The following is a 15,516-nucleotide window of genomic DNA, read 5'->3' as shown; positions in this document are numbered from 1 at the left end:
CGCCCAGTCATACAGCCGCTCGCCCTTGGCACCCGCGCCTGCTGAGAGGCGCTGCCAAGCGCTTGCTGGTTGCGCTTGTGCGATGGTCTGGGCGCGGGCGATTCAACAGGCAGCTTGAGCGGACCGGTTCCACTTATCGTTTAGCGATTTGTGTTCAAACAAACGGGGCCACCTCTGTGGAACCGCTCGGCCAGTGCGATATGAATGTCTTCCTTGGATGAGAAGTACAGGTAGAACGAGCCCTTCGCCACTTCCGTGCTATCAGTGATCTCCCTGATCACGGTAGCGCCCACCCCCTTCTTCAGGAACAACGCCTGGGCGGCATTCATGAGTTCTTCTCGCCGTGCTTCCGGCGGTTTCGTTCGTGGACGTGGCTGAGCTTCTATCTGCATCAAAGGGTGCGTTTCGTGGACCGGCGACCGCAGCGGACTCCATCCCTGATGCTCGACGCTGGATAGCGGCTTCGCCGCCACGCTGGATGCCGACTGCACCGCCTCCATCGGTCTTATTTTAGACGCTATGGATAAATTTGTTCAAATTAGGTGAAAACCCGGAATCGGGAAGAAAATTCTAAATGCAGAATCGCAGGCAGCATACAGAATGAAGGCGAGCTGCGCTGGCCAGCCCTGACACCTCAGGGGGACGCATGGGAGGGCTGACTGAAGCTTGTGCCAAGTAGCAGGTAAATCCCCAACTGATGGAGACAAACTCATGAAAAATCGACAAACGAGGACGGCTCCCTCCCAGGCCGCAGTGCACATGATTGCCGCTGCAGCGGCATTGGTCGCAACCAGTGGTGCACACGCACTGGAGCTTGACACTGGCAATCCCGACTTCAAGGTGCGTGCCGATGCGACGGTTCGATACAACTTGGGGGTTCGTACCGAGGCACAAGACCAACGACTGTTGAATTTTGCCACCACCGACGAAGGCAACGCCAAGTTCGGCCGTGGAGATATCGTGTCCAACCGGCTCGATCTTTTGGGGGAACTTGACCTCAACTACAAAGGGATCTTTGGTGCGCGGATCAGTGCCGCAAGCTGGTACGACCATGCGTATCGCGATAGGTCGGTGTCTTCGCCTGCTGGTTCCGCGACGTCGTACAACAACAACCGGTTCAACGACGAGGTCAACCGCTTTGTACATGGCCCGTCCGGTGAAATCCTGGATGCGTTCGTCTGGTCCAACTTCGATCTCGGTTCTGTTCCCGTCAACGTGAAGTTGGGCCGCCACACGGTGGTTTGGGGTGAAGGCATGTTCATCGGCGCCCATGCCATTTCCTATGGCCAGTCGCCCGTGGATGGCATGAAGGCTGTTTCCAGCCCGGGCATTGAGACCAAGGAAACTTTCTTGCCCATCAACCAGTTGACCTTCAAGGCGCAGGTGACCGACAAGCTGTCTCTTGCAGGCCAATATGCGCTGGACTGGAAGGCGACGCGCGCACCGTATGCCGGTACGTATCTGATGGGCGCCGACAACACGCCCGGGGTCGATCGTTTTGCCCTGACGCCCTGCAACCCGGCACTGGGTCCTTATTCCTGCCTGGCCATGGCCAACACGGCAGTCAAGACCTCGGGCGACAAGAATTGGGGGCTTTCCGCGCGTCTGGATGTGGATGCCATCGATTCCACACTGGGTGCCTACTACCGGCAGTTCAACGATACCAATCCGGAAACGGGCATTCAACTCACCAGTTTCGCTCCGGTGTCGGCACCCTACAACGCTATCTTGGGGCCTGCGTTGCCGAGTACCTTCAGGTTTGTCTATCCGGCCGCTACCAAGCTCTGGGGCCTGAGTCTCTCCAAGTCTGTGGGCCCGGTGAGCGTTGGCTCCGAAGTGTCCTGGCGCAAGAACGCGCACCTCAATTCGGTTGCCAGCTATACCGCTACCAGCACGGGTGCGACGGGCGACACTTTCCATGCCGTGGTGAACGGCACGTACGGACTGCCCAAGACACCCCTCTGGGATACCGGTACGCTGATCGGCGAACTTGCGTACAGCCGCCTGCTGAAGGTCACGGGTAACGAGCAGTTGTATCGCGGTGTCGGGTATGCCGGTTGCGTGCGGCTCGGAACGAGCGGTGCCACCGCCCAGCCGGGGGATGTGACCGATACCTGCTCGACCAAGAACTATTGGGAGCTTGCCATGCGCTTCACGCCCCAGTACCTGGGCGTGCTGCCGTCCCTGGATGTGTCCGTCCCGATGACAGTGAGCTACGGCATTAAGGGCTCGGCCGCCACCGGCGGTGGCGGGTTTGAAGGCCTCCTCAAGTGGTCAATCGGCATTGCTGCAACCTACGCAAGCAAGCATGAATTCAGCCTGACCTATGCGGACATGTCCGTGCCGACCAAATACAACGCTGCCGGTACGGCCGCCATTGGTGGCAACGCACTCAACAGCAGCGTGGGCGCAACCGATCGTGGTCGCCTGTTTTTCACCTATAAGACCTCTTTCTGATTCCCTGGAGCTGCAATCATGAAATTCCACAACATCCTTTCGCTGGTTGCCATTGGCCTTGCCACGCCAGCTTTCGCGGCCGTGACAGCGGAGGAGGCCAAGCAACTGGGCACCACCCTGACCCCGTTCGGAGCGGTCAAGGCAGCCAATGCCGATGGCAGCATCCCGGCCTACACCGGGGGGTTGACCAAGGCTCCTGAGGGCTTCAAGCCGGATAGCGGCTTCTGGACCGATCCGTTCAAAGACGAAAAGCCCGTGCTGCGCATCGACAGCAAGAACATGGCACAGCACGCAGCCTTGCTGAGCGAAGGGCAGAAGCACCTGCTGTCCAAGTACCCAGGGTACTACCTCAATGTGTATCCCACGCACAGAACGGCGGCCTATCCCAAGAAGATTCTGGATGCGACCGTCCGCAATGCGACCACGTGCAAGGCAACCAAAGAGGGCCTTGCCATTGAAAACGCCTGCCGCGGTGGCATCCCGTTCCCCATTCCGAAGACCGGATACGAGGTGATGTGGAACCAAATCCTGCGTTACCAGGGAGAGACCGCGATCACCACTGCGGCCTCCCGCTCCTGGGTGATTGATACTTCGGGCAAGGCCGTGGTGACGGCGGAGCAAGCGACGTTCCAGGACTTTGTGTACTACCAGACCGACGTGGCAGATCGCGATCCGGACATGGCGTGGCGGGTGTATTCGATCAGCAAGGTGCCGGCACGGCGTGCAGGCGAAATGACAGGCTTGGCAGACTATCTCGATCCGGTGGCTCGTCCGCGCAAGGCTTGGAGCTATACCCCGGGCCTGCGCCGTGTGAAGCTCTCACCTGAGTTCGCCTATGACACTCCCGTAGCCAGCATGGGCGGCGTTACTTTGTTCGATGAGCTGTTCGTATTCTCCGGCATCATGGATCGCTTCGACTTCAAGCTCATCGGCAAGAAGGAGATGTACATCCAGTACAACGCCTACAAGAATCTGTACGATTGCCCGACGGCCGAAAAGGCTTTGCTGCCGAACCACGTCAATCCGGAGTGCGAGCGCTGGGAAAAGCACCGTGTCTGGGCCGTGGAAGCCACGCTCAAGCCGGGCCAGCGTCATGCGTATTCCAAGCGCATCTACTACTTTGATGAAGATTTGACCGGCGCCGCCAACTACGATGCCTTTGACCAGAATGGTCAGTTGTACCGTAGCCTGTTTCAGGCCGCTTCGCCGATGTACGACAAGCAGATCCCCTTTGCTGCGAAGAATGTGGTGTACGACTTCAACAAGGGCATGTACGTCTATGTCAACGATGTGATGGTGGGAGGCTACAAGGTGCTTCCATCCGCGCGCAGCGAGCGCGAGATGAATCCTGAAGCCATCGTATCGCGGGAATCGGCTCGCTGAGCCTCGTGCATGACCAACCTCGATTGGATCCCCCGGCCATGACTTTCCTGCGTTCTTTCTTTCGTTCGCGTTGGGCTTGCGCCGCGCTCGCTGGCGGGTGTGTGCTGCTGACGGTGCCATGGGTGATCGCAGCGCAAAGCGCAGCCCGCCCGGATCTGATCGATGCACCATCGCGAACTCTGGTGTCGGCGCAGCGGGCGACGGCCAGCGGAGTGGCGAGCCAAGGTGGGCGCACCATTGCGGTGGGTCCGCGCGGTTTGATCCTGCTGTCCGAAGATGGTGGGGTATCGTGGCGCCAGGTCGGCAGCCCGGTCTCCACCGACCTCACCACGGTGCGCTTCGCCAGTTCCGGCGTGGCGTGGGCCGTGGGGCACGATGCCGTGGCCCTGAGGTCGCCCGATGGCGGCGCCTCGTGGACGCGGGTGCTGGACGGGCGTGCGGTATTGACGCTGCTGCGCGATTCCGCCAAAGGCTCCGAAGAGAGGGAGGCGGAGATCCAGCGGACAGTTGGGCAATCGGCCACGGCGGACGTCTGGCCCGCGCCGTTGCTCGACATTTGGTTCGCTCCCGATGGCCTCACCGGCTTTGCCGTGGGCGGTTTCGGCTTGATCCTGAAAACCAGCGATGCCGGCAACACGTGGCAACCCTGGCTCTGGAAAACCGACAATGACCAGCGGTACCACCTCTATGCACTGGCAGGTGGGGACGGGGGCGTCTTCGTCGCAGGTGAGCAGGGCCTTGTGATGCATCTCGATGCAACGACCCAGCGCTTCAAGCGGGTGCTGACGCCTTACAACGGCAGCTTCTTCGGCATTGCCCAGTTTGGCCCCCGCTTGCTGGCCTACGGTCTGCGTGGCAATGCCTTTGTCAGCGAGGACGCCGGGCGTGCGTGGAAAAAGATCGAGACTGGTCTCGATGCCAATCTTGTGAGTGCGATCGCCCATGGGGATTCCGCTTTTCTGGTGTCGCAGCATGGGAATGTGCTTGCCGTGGATTTTGCTGCTGCCCGCGCCACCCTATATGACCAAGCGCCAGGTGCCGAGGTCTATGACGCCGCGATGACCAACACCCATCGTTTGGCTCTGGCGCGCATGAACGGTGTCGGAGTCATCGCGTTGCCCGCGCAAGGTAAATGAAGGCCGCAGATCCTTTAGATCTGCTTCGTGAAAGTTCTGATGTCTGCTCATTCCCAGCAACCCGCCATGCCGGTCGTTCGCGATCCGGCACAGTTCGACCGCAAGTCAGGAAGCCGCCTGGAGCAACTGGTTTTTAACAACCGGTTGCTAGTGTTGCTGCTGTGCCTTGTCGCTACCGCAGTGCTGGGATACTTCGCTCTGAAGCTGGAAGTCAATGCCAGCTTTGAGCGGATGATCCCATCCTCCAGCCCGTACATTCAGACCTACTTTGCCTATCGGGAGGAACTCCCCGGGTTGGGAAACACGGTGCGGGTCGTCGTGGAGAACAAGAGCGGTGATGTCTACGACGCAGCCTACCTGGAAAAACTGCGCAAGGTCAATGACGCTCTCTACCTGATTCCAGGGGTCGACCGCTCGTGGATGAAATCGCTCTGGATGCCCATCGTGCGCTGGCGGCAGGTGACGGAGGAGGGCGTGGTGGGGGGGCCTGTCATGCCGCCGGACTACAGCGGCAGCCAGGAATCGATCGGCAAGCTCAAGGAAAACGTTGGGCGGTCAGGCATTGTTGGAAGCCTGGTGGCCAATGACGCGCGCTCTACGATGATCATCGTGCCGTTGCTGGACCGGCATCCCAAGACGGGCGAGCCGTTGAACTATGGCGAGTTCTCCCGCATCCTGGAGAAGGAGATCCGGTCGTTCGAGGACGAGAGCACCGGCATTTACATGGTCGGGTTTGCAAAGATCGTCGGCGATCTGATCGCAGGGCTCCATGAGGTGATGCTCTTTTTCGGACTCTCGGTGGCGGTCGCCGCGCTGTTTGTCTACCTCTATACCCGGTGCATCCGCAGCACCGTGCTGCTGGTGAGCGTGGCCGTTGCCGGGGTGGTGTGGCTGCTGGGGTTGATGAACCTGCTGGGCTACGAGCTGGACCCCTACTCGATCCTGGTCCCATTCCTGATTTTCGCGATTGGGCTCTCGCACGGTGCCCAGAAGATGAACGGCATCCTGCAGGACGTGGGCCGTGGGACGCACAAATACGTTGCCGCGCGCTACACCTTCCGGCGCCTCTTCATGGCGGGCCTGACGGCGCTTTTGACGAACATTGTCGGCTTCGCCGTGCTGGTGATCATCGATATCCCGGTTATTCGCGATCTGGCCCTGACCACCAGCATCGGGATCACGGTGCTGGTCTTCACCAAGCTCGTGCTGATCCCGGTGACCTTGTCCTACATCGGCGTGAGCGAGGCTGCGGCGCGCCGCGCCCTCGCCGAGGACACGACGCGCAAGCAAGGATGGCTCGGACGCACCTGGAGTGCGCTGGATCGCCTGACGGAGCGTCGCGCGGCCACGGTGACGGTGGCGCTTGCCGCCGTGATGACCGCGGTCTGCACGGTCGTGATGTTCGACCTGCGCATCGGCGACCTGGATCCGGGGGCGCCCGAATTGAGGCAGGACTCGCGCTACAACCGCGACAGTGCCTATATCACGGCCCACTACGGGCTGTCGAATGATCAGTTCGTGGTCATCATGACCAATCCTGACGATGGCTGCCGGCTGTACGGCACCTTGCAGTTGATGGACCAACTGGCCCAGGCACTGCGCCAGACCGAGGGCGTGCAGGCCACCAGTTCGCTGGCGGAGTCCACGCGCTTCATCACTGCAGCCTTGAATGAGGGCAGTGGCAAGTGGCTCACCATCAGCCGGGACCAGGGCATCACGAATGCGGCGGTGGGGGCCGCCATGATTGCGAGTCCGGACATCACCAATACCTCGTGTTCCGTCTCGCCACTGATTGCCTACCTGGCCGATCACAAGGCGGACACGCTCAAGCGCGTGCTTCAGGTGAGTGAGGCCTTTGCCGCGGAGCACAACAGTGCTTCTGCCGACGGCGGGCCGCGCTTTTTGCTCGCGGCGGGTTCCGCGGGTATCGAGGCGGCGACCAACATTGAGGTCGAGCGCGGCATCTTGCTGATGTACCTGGCCGTGTATGGCGCCACGGCGCTGCTGTGCCTGCTGACCTTCCGCAGCCTGCGCGCCACCATCGTGGCGATGGTTCCCTTGGTGATCACCACCATCATCTGCAAGGCCTTGATGGTGTGGATGGGCATCGGGCTCAAGGTGGCCACGTTGCCAGTGATCGCGGTGGGTGTCGGCGTCGGGGTGGACTACGCCCTGTACCTGCTGAGTGTGCAGATTGCGATGCAGCGCCGTGGCTCGACGCTCGCCGAGGCATACCGGAGGTCGCTCGACTTCACGGGACGCGTGGTGGCGCTGGTGGGGCTGACCATGGCCGCGGGCGTGATCACCTGGGCGTTTTCGCCGATCAAGTTCCAGGCGGACATGGGCATTTTGCTGACCTTCATGTTCCTGTGGAACATGGTGGGTGCCCTGGTGCTGATTCCCGCCTTGTCCCATTTCCTGCTCAATCCACGGCAGACCAAGTCTGCACTGCCCGCGGATGGCGCACTTCCTCTTTGACTTTTTCCTTCTCTTGGAGCAACGCCTGTGTTTGATCTGTTGATGAGTGCCGACATGATGCTGTCCGACCCGGACGGCATGGCGCAACTGTTGGTGACGAAGCTGGGCCTCCACGGCCATCCCAACTGGCGCCAAGCGTTCGATGGCCATCCCTACATTGCCCATTTCCTGCGGGTTCACAAATCGTTGGCGGTCGCCCCCACCCGCATCGAGCCGCAGTGCCACTTGGACCAACCAAACCCGGGCGATCCGATGTTCCACGACTTCCTGGAGAGCCTCAAGGCTTACCAGGGCGCGCACCGGCCCATGGTGACCCACTCGATCGTGCTGGCCGCGCGCGGCGACAAGTTCGACCTGCTGGTCGAGAAGCTCATGCGCCGGCGCCTGCGGTTCCGCATGGCACAACGCACCCCCGACATGCCGTTCGACCGGCTCTGGCTGGGCGCGACGCCCGAGGATCCCCGCTACCACCCATCGGTGGACGGCGGTCTGTGCATCGAGGTCATGCCCCTGGAGCCGCTGCAGATGCCGGCCGACACCTTCAGCGTGCCCCCGCCCGAGCCGCGCGATCCCAAGCCGGGCGACATGGTGCGAGTCACCTCGCGCGGCTACATCGTCCGCAATCTGGACGAAACCCTGCGCACGGTATCGGCCAACCTCGATTGGGAGCCTGGCAGCCCTGTGGAGTCTCTGGACAAGGAGGGGTACCGTCGCGCCCGCATGGAATTCACGGTGCCGCACAGCGCTTCGCTGGACGTGATCGAGGCGACCCGCTGGAACGGTGATGCCGGCGTCTACCTGAATTCCTGGGGGCCCGGCCCCTACTACATCCGCATCGCGGTGAACGGTCTCCAGGCCAAGGCCGAGGACCTGAAGGCACGCGGTACCCGTTTCACCTGGATCGACGAATGCGAGGCCGTGGGTGGGAAGCCGCTGATCCGGGTCGATCCGGCCGACCTGCGGGGGCAACTGTTTGAGTTCGAGGAGTATTGAAGCGATGATGGAAACCTCCTTTCACAAACCGGCCACCCCGACGCGTGACGAAGCTGCGAACCCCGGGAATGCCGTCGAGGTGGAGCGCCGGGGAGGCGTTGGCTGGATCGTGCTCAATCGCCCGGACCAGATCAATGCGATCAACGACGACATTCGCCGTGGTGTACCTGCGGCGCTGGCCGAGCTCGATAGCGATCCGTCCGTTCGGGTGATCGTGATACGCGGCGCGGGCGCGCGCGGGTTTTGCGCCGGAGCCGACATCAAGGAACGGCGGGCGGCGGAAACATCGGTGCAGGTGCGTCGGCGCATGCAGAAGTCGCGTTGGATCGAGGCGCTGGATCGCACCGAGAAACCTGTGATCGCCGCCATTCATGGCTATTGCATGGGCGGGGGCATGGAACTGGCCTTGGCTTGCGATCTGCGTTTCGCGGCCCCGGACGCCGTGTTTGCCCTTCCCGAAACGGGGCTGGGCCTGATCCCCGGAGGGGGAGGAACCCAGCGCCTTGGAGCCGTGGTCGGCCCGGGGCGTGCTCTGGACTTGCTCCTGACCGGTGATCGCGTTGACGCACGCCGGGCATTTGACATCGGCCTGATCACCCGCATGGCCGACAGCGCGGACTCGCTGCTCGCGGAGGTCACTGCCCTGGCCGAACGCATTGCCCAGAAGCCGCCCACGGCAACGCTGTTCGCCAAGCAGGCTGCACGCGCGGCCTGCCACCTTGACCTCAAGAGCGGCCTGGACCTGGAATTGGATCTGTTCGCCATGCTGGTTCCGATGAACGACGTCAAGGAAGCCGCGCTGGCGTTTCGCGAGAAACGGGCGCCCTGTTTTTCTGGTGAATGAATTTCAAAACATCGCTTTTCTGGAGATGCAATGAGCGAACGCAAACTGGATGGAAAGGTCGCCATCGTGACCGGTGCGGGGGCGGGTCTTGGGGCTGAATGTGCGCGTTCGCTGGCCCGGCATGGAGCCCGTGTCGCGGTGGTGGACATCAACCTGGAGGGAGCCCAGTCGGTGGCCGCCGAAATCAAGGCGGGGGGTGGCAAGGCTCTGGCCATCCAAACCGACCTGACTTCCGAGGAGGGGGTTGCGGCGATGGTTTCCGCCGTGCTCGACCACTTTGGGCGGATCGATGTCCTGCACAACAATGCGGCCGCGTTGGATCCGGCGCAGCGTGCCGGTGACCGCGATGTCTGCAACGTGGACCTTTCCGCATGGGACAGGGCCATGAACGTCAATGCGCGCGGCGCCATGCTGTGCTGCAAGCACGCCATTCCGCACATGCTCAAGGTCGGCGGTGGATCGATCATCTTTGCGACGTCGGGCTTCGGGCTGCTGGGTGATGCAACGCTGACCGCCTATGCCGCTTCCAAGGCGGCGCTGATGGCGCTGGCACGTTCCGTGGCCGCTCAGTACGGCAAGGAGGGTATCCGATCCAATGCCATCATGATTGGCTTTGTGCTCAACGAGCACGCGCAGAAGGGCGTTCCGCAGGAGATCAAGCAGATCCTCCTGGATCAGCACCTGACGCCCCAGCTCGGTTCGCCAAAGCAGATTGCCGACGTGGTGAGCTTCCTGGCCAGCGACGAGTCCTCATTCATCACGGGGGCGGTGATTCCAGTGGATGGCGGCTTCACCAGCCACTCCCCGTCCATGGTGCCCATGCGCGAGTTCTTCGCACGCATGGGATCCAACAAACTCTGAACCCAACCAACCATATCCGACCATGTCTTTATCCATGCATGCCGCCAGCGCGGAAATCTATGCCCGCATGCTGCGCAACCTGCTGACCTGGCTTGACAAAGCCGAAGGCCATGCCCAGGCCAGAAGTTTTGACAGCGCGGCCTTCCTGAATACGAAGCTGTCGCCCGACATGCTGACCTTTGGCAAGCAAGTTGCCATTGCCAGCGAGGTGGCGCGGCTCGCCGTCGCGCGCCTGGGTGCCGTGGAACTGCCTGCCGCTCAAGGCTCCGACGAGAGCTTCGAAGGGTTGCGTGTCCGCGTCCGGGACGCCATCGGCTTCGTGGAAGGCGTTTCGCCGCAGCAATTGGCCGGGAGCGCCGAGCGGCCCCTGGTCGTGCCGCAGCGGCAAGGCGATCCGCTGCACTTCACGGGGCAGACCTTCTTACAGCAGTGGTCGCTGCCGAATTTCTTCTTTCATGTGACCACGGCCTATGCGTTGCTCCGCCAGGCAGGCGTGGAGCTGGGCAAGGCTGACTTTCTGGGAGCCATGGCCTGACCGGGCCGGACCTGGACACGTTCTCCAAGGTGCAAGTACCGGAGGCAAGGCCGGTGATTGACACAGTACCCCGTGGAATCCGGGGTTTTGAACCCCCTGGCAGACCTTCACGGCTTGTACCAGGGGGTGTTTTTTTGCGGGTGGATGTCCACGCGCTCCGAGTGCGCGTGGCGCGTTCGTCACCAGCGGTCCAGGTTGGCGCTGTGGCGGGGCTGGTCTCATCTTCAGTGCAGGGCAATACCCTTGCAGGGGCCCGGATGCGTGCACGGAAGATACAGGCCAAATTGGCCTCAAGCGCCCATCCAGAAAGCGCAAGCAGCTATCAAAACTTCAAAGAGGACGCGTGTTCACCGCTCAGGCAGATCCCGCGCCAATGAACGGGGCATTCACTCGCGTGCTGATTTCCCGCCGAACAGTCCAGACCGCCGGAAACTCAGATGCGCTTCCAATCGCCCTCACTGCCCATGGCGGGCGGCGCGCTTTCGTGTGAGACGGGCGCGGCAATGGCGGCTGGGCCTTGCCGCTTTGATGCTTGCGGCCCTAGTGCTCCCTGGCTAGCATGATAGTTTTTATCGGCGCGCTTGCGTGGAGCGTGCGAGGCAGGGGCACGGCACTGATGGTGCGCACGACCTCTTCGTCCGACAGCTTGAACACCGCCACGGCTTCCACCAGCGCCTGGGACTGGCTGCTTAGGCTGCTGGCAGCCGCGGCCATTTCTTCGACCAGCGCGGCATTCCGCTGCGTGGTCTGGTCCATCTGCGCGACCGCTTCGCCGATCTGTCCCATGTCCTGGCTCTGCTCGCTGCTCGCGACGCTGATTTCGCCCATGATGTCCGTTACGCGGCGGATGGCGGTGACGACCTCCGTCATCGTGGCACCGGCCTTGCCCACGAGCTGCGACCCCTGCTCCACGCGTTCCACGCTGTCGGTGATGAGCCGCTTGATTTCCTTGGCTGCTTCGGCGCTGCGGCCTGCGAGGCTGCGCACCTCGCTGGCTACCACGGCAAAGCCGCGGCCTTGCTCGCCCGCGCGGGCGGCTTCCACTGCAGCGTTCAGGGCCAGAATGTTGGTCTGGAAAGCGATGCCGTCGATCACACTGATGATGTCGGCAATCTTGTTGCTGCTGTCGTCGATGCCCTTCATGGTTTTGACCACTTCGGCGACCACTTCGCCGCCTTGGGTGGCCACGGTGGAGGCACTCAGGGCGAGCTGGTTGGCCTGGCGCGCGTTGTCGGCGTTCTGCTTCACCGTGGAGCCCAGTTGTTCTATCGACGCGGCAGTTTGCTGCAGTGCGCTGGCCTGCTCTTCGGTGCGACCCGACAGGTCATGGTTGCCCGCCGCGATCTCGGTGCTGGCCGAGGCGACACCCTGCGCATTGCTGCGCACCGCCGTGACAGTCTGCGCCAGGCTGTGCTGCATGCGCTGCAGCGTCTCCAGCAGGTGGCCCATTTCGTCCTGGGACTGCACGGTGATGTGCCCGCTCAGATCGCCGCTGGCGACGCGGTCGGCCACTGAAACGGCCTGCATCAGTGGGCGAGTGATTGAGCGGATGATGGTGATAGCGAGGAACAGGGCCAGAGCAATGGTCACGGCGCTCGCGACCAGGAGCCCCCGCGTCAAATTGTGGGTGGCCGCCTCGGCCCGATGGCCGGCTTCGGCCATGACCTGCGCCTGGAGTTCCGCTTGCTTGCGGATCGCGTTCTGGTATTCGATCTGCGCGGGGCGCTGTTTGCTCTCCAGCAAGGCCAGCGCCTCCACCCATTGTTCCTTGGCAAACAGTTCAAGAAACTGATTGCCCAATGCAAGGTCCTTGGCGCGCAGAGGCTTGATGCTCTGGTGCAAGGCCTTACCTTCCTCGGATTCGATCAGCTGATCCAGAATTTGCGTCTGTGCGGCGATGTTGCTGCGTTCGACCTTGATCTGGGCCAGCGCCGCCTGCTGAATGTCCGGGGACGAGAACAAGGCCAGATTGCGGAACTGGATGGTTTCCATGTTCGACCCGTCGATCACCGCACTCAATGCCTTGGTGATGGGGGTGCTCCTTTGAACGATGTCCTCCATCGCCTCACGCTGCGCGGCGGACAGGAACAGCACCATTGCGCCCTGCGCGACCAGCAGCAGCACCATGGTGGAGAACGAAATGGCAAGCCGGGTGGAGATTTTTAAGCGATTCATGGCGCGGGGTAGTTGGCAGTGGCGGGCGTGGGCGTGGGTGGGGTCGCCGCGCAGGGCCGCTGAAAGCCCGGCGGAAGCCGCTGGATCGGCGCGTTTTCAGGCGGTCTCGCGTGTCGAGACTTCGAACGCCTTGAGATCGAAGCCTGGAGCGGCCGCCTCGGCAGGACTGAGCGGCGTGTTGCGTGCAATGAGCTTGCGCGCCGCCATGTGGTCGGCTGGCCGATTGCATGATTCCACTGCCACCAAACGGCCGGCGCGGAAGCAAAGGACGCTGATCTGGTGCTGCTCGACGGAGCCGAGCACGACGGTTTCATCGTGCCCGTCGGCGAGGCCGGCGATTTGCAGCTTGAGTTCTCCCTGGTCGGTCCAGAACCAGGGCAGGGCGGCATAGCCGGCGGGCTTGCCCATGAGCCGGGCCGCCACGGCCTTGGCCTGGTCCACGGCATTCTGAACCGACTCGAGCCGGATGGCCTGTGGTGACCAGGGGCTGGGAAAGCTGACCACGTCGCCGATGGCGGAAATGGCCGGGTCGCTGGTGAGCAGATGGGCGTCGACAACGATGCCGTTGTTGACGGTCAACTGTGCCTGAGCAGCGAGTTCCGCGTTGGGCAGCACGCCGATGCCATAGACCACCAGATCCGCCGGCAGGACTTCGCCGCTGGCCAGCTCCACGCTGCGCACCTGGCCGCCATCGCCGTGGATTGCGGCGAGGCTCTGGCCATAGTGGATTCGCACACCCCACCGGGCGTGGGCGTGATCGAATACCTGGGACGTGACCGCAGAGAGGGCTCGGGCCATTGGCCGCGTGCCCAGCTCCAGCACGTCCACCGCGATGCCGCGTGCGGCTGCGACGGCCGCGAACTCCAGGCCGATGAAGCCCGCGCCAATGACCACTGCGCGCTTCGCGCTGCCCAGGCGCTGTGACAGCCCGTCGGCATCTGCCAGGTTGCGCAAGCCGAATACGCCGCCGAGCTCGATGCCCGCGACCGCCGGCACACGGTTGCGCGCGCCGGTTGCCAGCACCAGGTGCTCGTAGGCGAGTCTTTCGCCGCTGGCGAGGACAAGCTCGCGGCGTTCCCGGTCGATGGCAGTGGCACTGCCCTGTATGCGCGTGATGCGGTGCTCGTCAAAGTACTCGGGGGGGCGAAAGCGCAGTGCCGCCACGCCCACTTTCCCCAGCAGATAGGCCTTGGACAGTGGTGGACGCTGGTAGGGAACGCCAGGTTCGTCGCCGACGAGCGTGATCGCGCCTTCAAATCCTTCTTGCCGCAGCGATGCTGCAACCTGATAGCCGGCTTGGCCGGCACCGACGATGACGATGGAATTGTGGGACATAGAGTTCTGCTTCAAAGAGTTTGGTCAGGGGCGGTCTTGCGCTCGAAGATCGGATAACGGCCCAACGAGAGCAAAGCGAGGCCACCAAAGAGAAACATGGGCCCGCAGACCCACAGCGTCGTCTGGTAAGAGCCGGTGCTCCGGTAGAGTTGCCCGAAGAGCCATGGGGCCAGCGTGGAAGCCAGCGTGATCAGCCCGAGGTGGATGCCGAAGAGGCGGCCGTAGTCGCGCATGCCGAAATACCGCGAGACGAGAAAGGCCGCCAGGTCGAACTCGGCACCCGCGCCGATGCCCACCAGCATGACACCCAGCACGAGCCAGCCGCTATCGTTCGCGTCGCTGATACCCAGGAGCAGGCATCCCAGGGCCGGTAGCCCCAGGGCGACGGCGGCCACGCCAGGCGCCCAGAGGCGGTCCACCAGGTAGCCCACGACGACCCGCCCCAATATCAGCGATAAGCCAAAGCTGCCGAAGATGCGCGCTGCATCCCCTGCCTCCAGGCCTTTGTCGCGCAACAGGGGGACACCATTCGTGACCAGCGTCACCACGCAGGCCACGATCATGGACAAGGCGATGTTCAGAAGCCAGAAGCGGGGATTGCGCACGCCTTCGCGCAGCGAGGCACCCGTGACCACGGCACCTGCTGACGATGCTGACTCGCTGTGCTTGCGGGCCGGGGGGCGGGCAGGCTCTTTCATCCAGGCCAGCACCAGGGGCAGCACCAGGATCATTGGCAGAGTCGCCAGAAGCCAGAAGGCCGCCTGCCAGTTCCATTGCGAGATCACGGCGTTCACCGCCGAGGGAATGAGCATGGCGGCCAGACCGGTGCCGGAAAGAACCAGCGCGAGAGCCAGGCCGCGGTTGCGCTCGAACCACAGGTTCACCAGATGGGTCCAGGTGACGTGCATGGTGCCCATGCTGGCCATGGACATCAGGAAAAATCCCAGGTAGAGCGTTACGATCGAAGGCCCCAAGCGCGTCATGGCGATGAAGGCCAGGGAAAGCATGCACAGCGAGATCACCGTGACGCGCTTCATGCCAAAGCGCAGATTGAGCCAGCCCACGATCTGGGATGCGACCACCGATCCCAAAAACATGAAGCTCACTGCGGACTGAAGATCCGCGCGGTCCCAGTCAAAGGTCTGCTGCAGCGGAACCATCATCGCGCCGTAGGCATACAGCATGGATGAGTTGGAGTTGATCGCCAGTCCCAGCGTGGCCAGAATCACGATGCGCCACGCGCTCTTGAACTCGGTCAGATCGATGCCCAGGCCATGCGCGGTATGTGAAGAGGTGGGGAGAGGTTGTGTCATAGGGTG

12 protein-coding genes are annotated in these 15,516 nt (G+C 62.6%); 8 read left to right on the top strand and 4 right to left on the bottom strand.

What is annotated here, in order from left to right:
• Positions 1 to 140: 140 nt before the first annotated feature.
• The gene (locus tag EV674_RS14270; protein WP_241525002.1) at positions 141 to 329 is read right to left on the bottom strand and encodes a TetR/AcrR family transcriptional regulator; all 189 of its coding nucleotides are present in this window, start codon (positions 327 to 329) and stop codon (positions 141 to 143) included.
• A 382-nt stretch (positions 330 to 711) separates the two neighbouring features.
• Between EV674_RS14270 and EV674_RS14265 the strand changes: the two genes are divergently transcribed.
• The 8 genes from EV674_RS14265 to EV674_RS14230 all read left to right on the top strand — a co-directional run bounded on the left by EV674_RS14265 (position 712) and on the right by EV674_RS14230 (position 10,687).
• Positions 712 to 2,457, top strand: a complete 1,746-nt coding sequence (locus EV674_RS14265; protein WP_119014314.1) for a DUF1302 domain-containing protein — start codon at positions 712 to 714, stop codon at positions 2,455 to 2,457.
• A gap of 18 nt (positions 2,458 to 2,475) precedes the next feature.
• A complete protein-coding gene (locus tag EV674_RS14260; protein WP_119014315.1) occupies positions 2,476 to 3,840 on the top strand; it encodes a DUF1329 domain-containing protein in 1,365 nt (454 codons plus the stop codon).
• Between the two features lie 38 nt (positions 3,841 to 3,878).
• Positions 3,879 to 4,976, top strand: a complete 1,098-nt coding sequence (locus EV674_RS14255; protein WP_119014316.1) for a WD40/YVTN/BNR-like repeat-containing protein — start codon at positions 3,879 to 3,881, stop codon at positions 4,974 to 4,976.
• 66 nt (positions 4,977 to 5,042) lie between these two features.
• Positions 5,043 to 7,454, top strand: coding sequence for an efflux RND transporter permease subunit (locus EV674_RS14250; protein ID WP_241525003.1), 2,412 nt, complete (start codon positions 5,043 to 5,045; stop codon positions 7,452 to 7,454).
• A 27-nt stretch (positions 7,455 to 7,481) separates the two neighbouring features.
• Positions 7,482 to 8,447, top strand: coding sequence for a VOC family protein (locus tag EV674_RS14245; protein ID WP_119014318.1), 966 nt, complete (start codon positions 7,482 to 7,484; stop codon positions 8,445 to 8,447).
• Between the two features lie 4 nt (positions 8,448 to 8,451).
• Positions 8,452 to 9,291 carry an enoyl-CoA hydratase/isomerase family protein gene (locus EV674_RS14240; RefSeq protein WP_241525004.1) on the top strand — a complete coding sequence of 280 codons (840 nt, stop codon included), beginning with the start codon at positions 8,452 to 8,454 and terminating at the stop codon, positions 9,289 to 9,291.
• 30 nt (positions 9,292 to 9,321) lie between these two features.
• Positions 9,322 to 10,152 (top strand): SDR family NAD(P)-dependent oxidoreductase, encoded by an 831-nt coding sequence (locus EV674_RS14235; RefSeq protein ID WP_119014319.1) that lies wholly within the window; start codon positions 9,322 to 9,324, stop codon positions 10,150 to 10,152.
• 34 nt (positions 10,153 to 10,186) lie between these two features.
• A complete protein-coding gene (locus tag EV674_RS14230; RefSeq protein WP_060986285.1) occupies positions 10,187 to 10,687 on the top strand; it encodes a DUF1993 domain-containing protein in 501 nt (166 codons plus the stop codon).
• 540 nt (positions 10,688 to 11,227) lie between these two features.
• On the opposite strand, the gene EV674_RS14225 is transcribed toward EV674_RS14230, so the two are convergent.
• The 3 genes from EV674_RS14225 to EV674_RS14215 all read right to left on the bottom strand — a co-directional run bounded on the left by EV674_RS14225 (position 11,228) and on the right by EV674_RS14215 (position 15,510).
• Positions 11,228 to 12,862, bottom strand: a complete 1,635-nt coding sequence (locus EV674_RS14225) for a methyl-accepting chemotaxis protein (RefSeq protein ID WP_119014321.1) — start codon at positions 12,860 to 12,862, stop codon at positions 11,228 to 11,230.
• A gap of 96 nt (positions 12,863 to 12,958) precedes the next feature.
• Positions 12,959 to 14,197 carry an NAD(P)/FAD-dependent oxidoreductase gene (locus tag EV674_RS14220; protein WP_119014322.1) on the bottom strand — a complete coding sequence of 413 codons (1,239 nt, stop codon included), beginning with the start codon at positions 14,195 to 14,197 and terminating at the stop codon, positions 12,959 to 12,961.
• 11 nt (positions 14,198 to 14,208) lie between these two features.
• Positions 14,209 to 15,510, bottom strand: a complete 1,302-nt coding sequence (locus tag EV674_RS14215) for an MFS transporter (RefSeq protein ID WP_119014323.1) — start codon at positions 15,508 to 15,510, stop codon at positions 14,209 to 14,211.
• Positions 15,511 to 15,516 lie beyond the last annotated feature (6 nt).

The organism is Simplicispira metamorpha (assembly GCF_004341365.1).
In the GTDB taxonomy this organism is placed as follows: Bacteria; Pseudomonadota; Gammaproteobacteria; order Burkholderiales; family Burkholderiaceae_C; genus Simplicispira; species Simplicispira metamorpha.
Note: the sequence above shows the minus strand (reverse complement) of the source record. Positions and strands in the feature narration are given on the sequence as shown.